This window comes from Cytobacillus praedii (genome assembly GCF_001439605.1).
In the GTDB taxonomy this organism is placed as follows: Bacteria; Bacillota; Bacilli; order Bacillales; family Cytobacillaceae; genus Cytobacillus; species Cytobacillus praedii.
Window position 1 is genome coordinate 1 of sequence record NZ_LMBX01000053.1, and the last position, 4,649, is coordinate 4,649.

Here is a 4,649-nt window from a genome sequence, read left to right on the forward strand (position 1 = left end):
CTCCCTCGTATTTTGAAAAAGGGAGAACAGTATCGAGTTTATCGATATGTACCAGGTATGTATGATTTAGGTAATGGGAAATACGTGGTGCAGGATGATTATGTTATTTTTAAAAGCTTAAAATAATTTGGGATTAGGGGAAATGGGGACAGGAAAACTGTCCCCATTCTCTTTGGTTGAGAAATATAATGATGAAATGGGGATAACTCCATTCAAGGTCATTTTATGTCAAATTTGTTTAGAATTTGTTGAGACGGGAGGACTAGAATAGATAGGAGTCTCGAATATTTTAGCGAAAGATAAGCGAGTGGACCTCATAGAACTAATAATTAGCGAGGAGAGAGGTTGAACCTTTATCCGATAACTGCTTAGTAGAAAACGCTAATAACGAGATTAATTTCCAATAGATGAGAGTGGAGAAAAGTGATGAAAAATAAAACTGTTTTCACAGTGATTACATGTTTATTGTTATTTTTTATGGTTAGATGGGACAATGTATTGCCGATTAATGGAGTTAGTGCAGCTGAGAATAAGGATGTTTCTAATCTGCAGGATATCGTTAACTGGAATGATCGTTTTGTAACTCATGATTATTTTGATATCAAAAATTTAATAAATGGAAGACAGGTTTCAGGATCTAGAACAAATTATATAGCTTATGAGAATGCTAGAATTGCAGAGGACGCAATTACAGTATTTATTGGCCAAGAAATATCATTGACAGCGAATAATTTAAAATATCAGGACTATCCAGTCATTTTTTTTGAATCGGTACCAGGACCGGGTGCTCAATTAGGGTTGGGATCAGCAAGTAACCTTATCCAAACAGGATTTACATTTCAAAAATCGATGGTGGATAATGGACAAATAAAGTTTAAAGCATCTGAGGAGGGAGTTTACACTTTTCAGGTTAGATGGCAATCAGGTCAGGGTTTACAAGGAGCTAGAATTCAACCATATACTGATATTTTTACCATCACTATTAAAGTAGAAAACCCTCCTCCAACAGATATCCGTATTTTCCAAAGAAATGCACCGGGCGGATTTCCAGGAATGAGAATAGGGTACTTAACTGGACTAGACAATTATGGTGATTCTAATACATTTAGTATAGTGAATGATCCAAAAGACCTGTTTGAAGTTTCTACAATTGATGCCAATGCTAAACGTGGTTTTTTACGTTTAAAGGAAGGGAAAGCTCTCGCAGCTGGTGAAAGTGCGATGGTGAGGTTGAAAGTGACAGATAGTGTAAATAATTCGTTTGAAAAGGACATCAACATTGTGGGAGTTACTCCAACAATGGTTAATGTCGCTAATGGTGGTACAAATGAATCAACTTATAGTGGTGTTGATCTATCTGCTGGGTTGAGCATCATATTGCCAGAAAAAGGTGCGTTGAAAGGTGTCTTCGAAGGTGAAGAGTATGAAGTGTCTGAATATGGGATGTTTAATGGGGATCTTTTAAAGTATGTAGCAAATAATGAAACAGGAATAGATTCCTTTATTTTGGGTGAGCAATACTATATTGTCGTTATAGGAAATCAAGGGCATTCAGTTAGCTTTGAAGTAGATGGAGGGAGCCCAGTAGCAAATCAGTCTGTAGAAAATGAAGGCAAGGTCGTAAAACCAGAAGACCCGATGAAACAAGGATATACCTTTGCAGGTTGGTATACAGACAAAACCTATAGTACACCATTTAATTTTAGCACCCAAATTACTGATAATACGAAAATTTATGCTAAATGGAACGCCAACCAGTATACAATCAGCTTCAATTCGAATGGCGGTAGTGCGGTTGGATCAATAAAATCAGACTATGGAACGAAAATTACTGCTCCAGCAGTACCGACCAAATCAGGCTATTCCTTCGTAGGCTGGTACAAGGATGCAGCATTTAATCATGAGTGGGCATTTGAAACGGAAAAGGTAATTTCTGACCAAACTCTTTTTGCAAAATGGGAGATTAATAAATATACAGTAAGTTTTAATTCTAATGGTGGAAACGCAGTTGCTAATCAATCCGTGGAACATGATGGGACAGCAACTAAACCAGAAGACCCGACGAAACAAGGATATACCTTTGCAGGCTGGTATACAGACAATACTTATAGTACTCCATACAATTTTGGTACAACGGTTACTACAAACAAAACGATTTATGCAAAATGGGCAATTAACCAGTATACAATTAGCTTCGATTCGAACGGTGGAAGTGAAGTCGAAACAATAACTGCAGATTATGGAGCAAAGGTTGCTTTTCCAACCGTTCCAACCAAGGTAGGATATACCTTTGCGGGCTGGTATAAAGATGAAGCATTTAATCATACATGGGCATTTGAAGCTGATCAGGTAACAGGTAATCAAATGCTTTATGCGAAGTGGGAGATTAATAAATATTTAGTGAGTTTCCATTCAGACGGAGGAAGCTCAGTTGCCAGCCAAACAGTTGCCCATGATGGAAAAGCTAAAGAGCCAGATATGCCAACTAAACAGGGGCACACTTTTGCAGGCTGGTATACCGATAATACTTATATCACCCAGTATGATTTTGGAACCCTTATCAATGCAGATAAAACCATTTATGCAAAATGGACCGTCAATCAATATACAATTAGCTTCGATTCTAATGGTGGTAGTGCTTTACAATCAGTAAAAGCAGATTTTAATACGAAGATTAGTGCCCCGTCAGCACCAACCAAAGTGGGCTATACCTTTGTAGGCTGGTACAAAGATGCATTATTTAATCATGAGTGGGCGTTTGATGAAGATGAGGTAACAGATGATCAAATGTTATATGCAAAATGGAAAATTAAGAAGTATAAGGTAAGTTTTGATTCGAACGGTGGAAGCTCTGTCATTTACCAATCTGTTGACCATGATGGGACAGCAACTGTGCCACAACCACCAACCAAACAAGGATACACCTTTACAGGTTGGTTTACCGATAATACTTATAGCACTCCGTATGATTTTGGAACATCTATTACTGGAGATAAGACCATTTATGCAAAATGGATTATCAATCAGTATATTATTAGCTTTCAATCGAATGGAGGAAGTAATGTTGATCCATTGACGGCGGACTATGAAACTAAAATCTCTGCCCCGTTGGAACCGGTTAAGGCGGGCTATATCTTTGTAGGCTGGTATAAAGATGAACAATATAAAAATGAATGGATATTTGAAGCGGATCAGGTAACAGATGATCAAACGTTATATGCAAAATGGGAAATTAAGAAATATAAGGTGAGTTTTGATTCAACAGGAGGAGACTCTATCCAGAATCAATCTGTCAGTCATGGTGGAGTAGCTATAGAACCACAGTTCCCAACAAGACCAGGGTATACCTTTGCGGGCTGGTATACAGATAGTATTTATAATACACTATACAATTTTGACACACCGATTGTTGACGATAAGACCCTTTATGCAAAATGGAAAATTAATCAGTATACAGTAAGCTTCGATTCTACTGGAGGAAGTAAGGTAGAGTCATTAACAGCAGATTATGAAACAAAAATTATTGCACCTAAAGCGCCAACCCGTGTAGGCTATATTTTCGCAGGTTGGTACAAAGATCCTCAATATACCGATTTATGGAATTTACTGAAAGATAAAGTAGTTGGAGAAATTACTTTGTATGCAAAGTGGAACCCATATATACCATCGAGCGATAGCGAAGGTGAAACTAGCTCACCGTCAAATACAGAGGAAATTGTAGTTGATGTTAATGGTGAAAATGGAACAAACTTAACAAAGACGCCAATTAAACGAACAACAGAGCCTAATGGAACTGTTAGAGATCTTGTGGCTATGTCGGAAAGCATAGCCAAAGATACGGTTGAAAAAGCAAAACAACAAGGTGTTGATACAGCTCGTATCGTTATTCCAGATACAAATGACAAAGTATCGGAAGTAACTGTTGAGATTCCAAAATCAGCTTTAAAACAATTGAATGACGGCAAACTGAAGCTGGAAATTGCTACAGACAATGCGATCATTGCGATTCCAACAGAATCCATCGCTTCATTTAATGATAATCTTTACTTCCGTGTTGTGCCACTTAAGTCGAAGGAAGAACAGAAGCAAGTGGAAGAACGCGCGAAGAAGGAAGAACTGATTCAAGAAATCACACATAATCAAACAGTACAAGTACTTGGCCGACCAATGGAAATTGAAACAAATATGCAAAGCCGTGAAGTTTCAATTGTTCTCCCTTTAAGAGATAGCTTGCCTGCCAATGCCAAGGAACGAGAAAAAATCCTTGATAATCTTGGCATCTATATTGAGCATAGCGACGGCACAAAGGAAGTATTACAGGGGAAAGTTGTTTCATATAAGAACAATGGTGAATTAGGACTAGAATTCAAAGTAAATAAATTTAGCACCTTTACTATTGTCTATATGGAAGGTGCACAAGCATTCTTTGATGGAAAAGCAACATGCGGTAAAGATGCACTTACTGCTGATGCAATTGGCTGTGTAAGTGCGAAGAAATCAGTACCAGTATATGAGTTGGTTAATAACCGCTTGAAGAAAGCAGATACACTTAGTGCAGGCCATTCAGTTCCTGCCTATGAAGCGATTTCTCCAATGCTTGGATTAGGCGGAGATATTTGGGTAGAGCGTACAGATGCGATTCGTTATGA

General features: G+C 37.9%; 1 protein-coding gene. It reads left to right on the forward strand.

The window, feature by feature from the left end; translation table 11 throughout:
* Positions 1–426 precede the first annotated feature (426 nt).
* Positions 427–4,649 (forward strand): InlB B-repeat-containing protein (locus tag ASU02_RS25360; protein WP_057768453.1); only part of this gene is annotated, 4,223 nt, incomplete at its 3' end.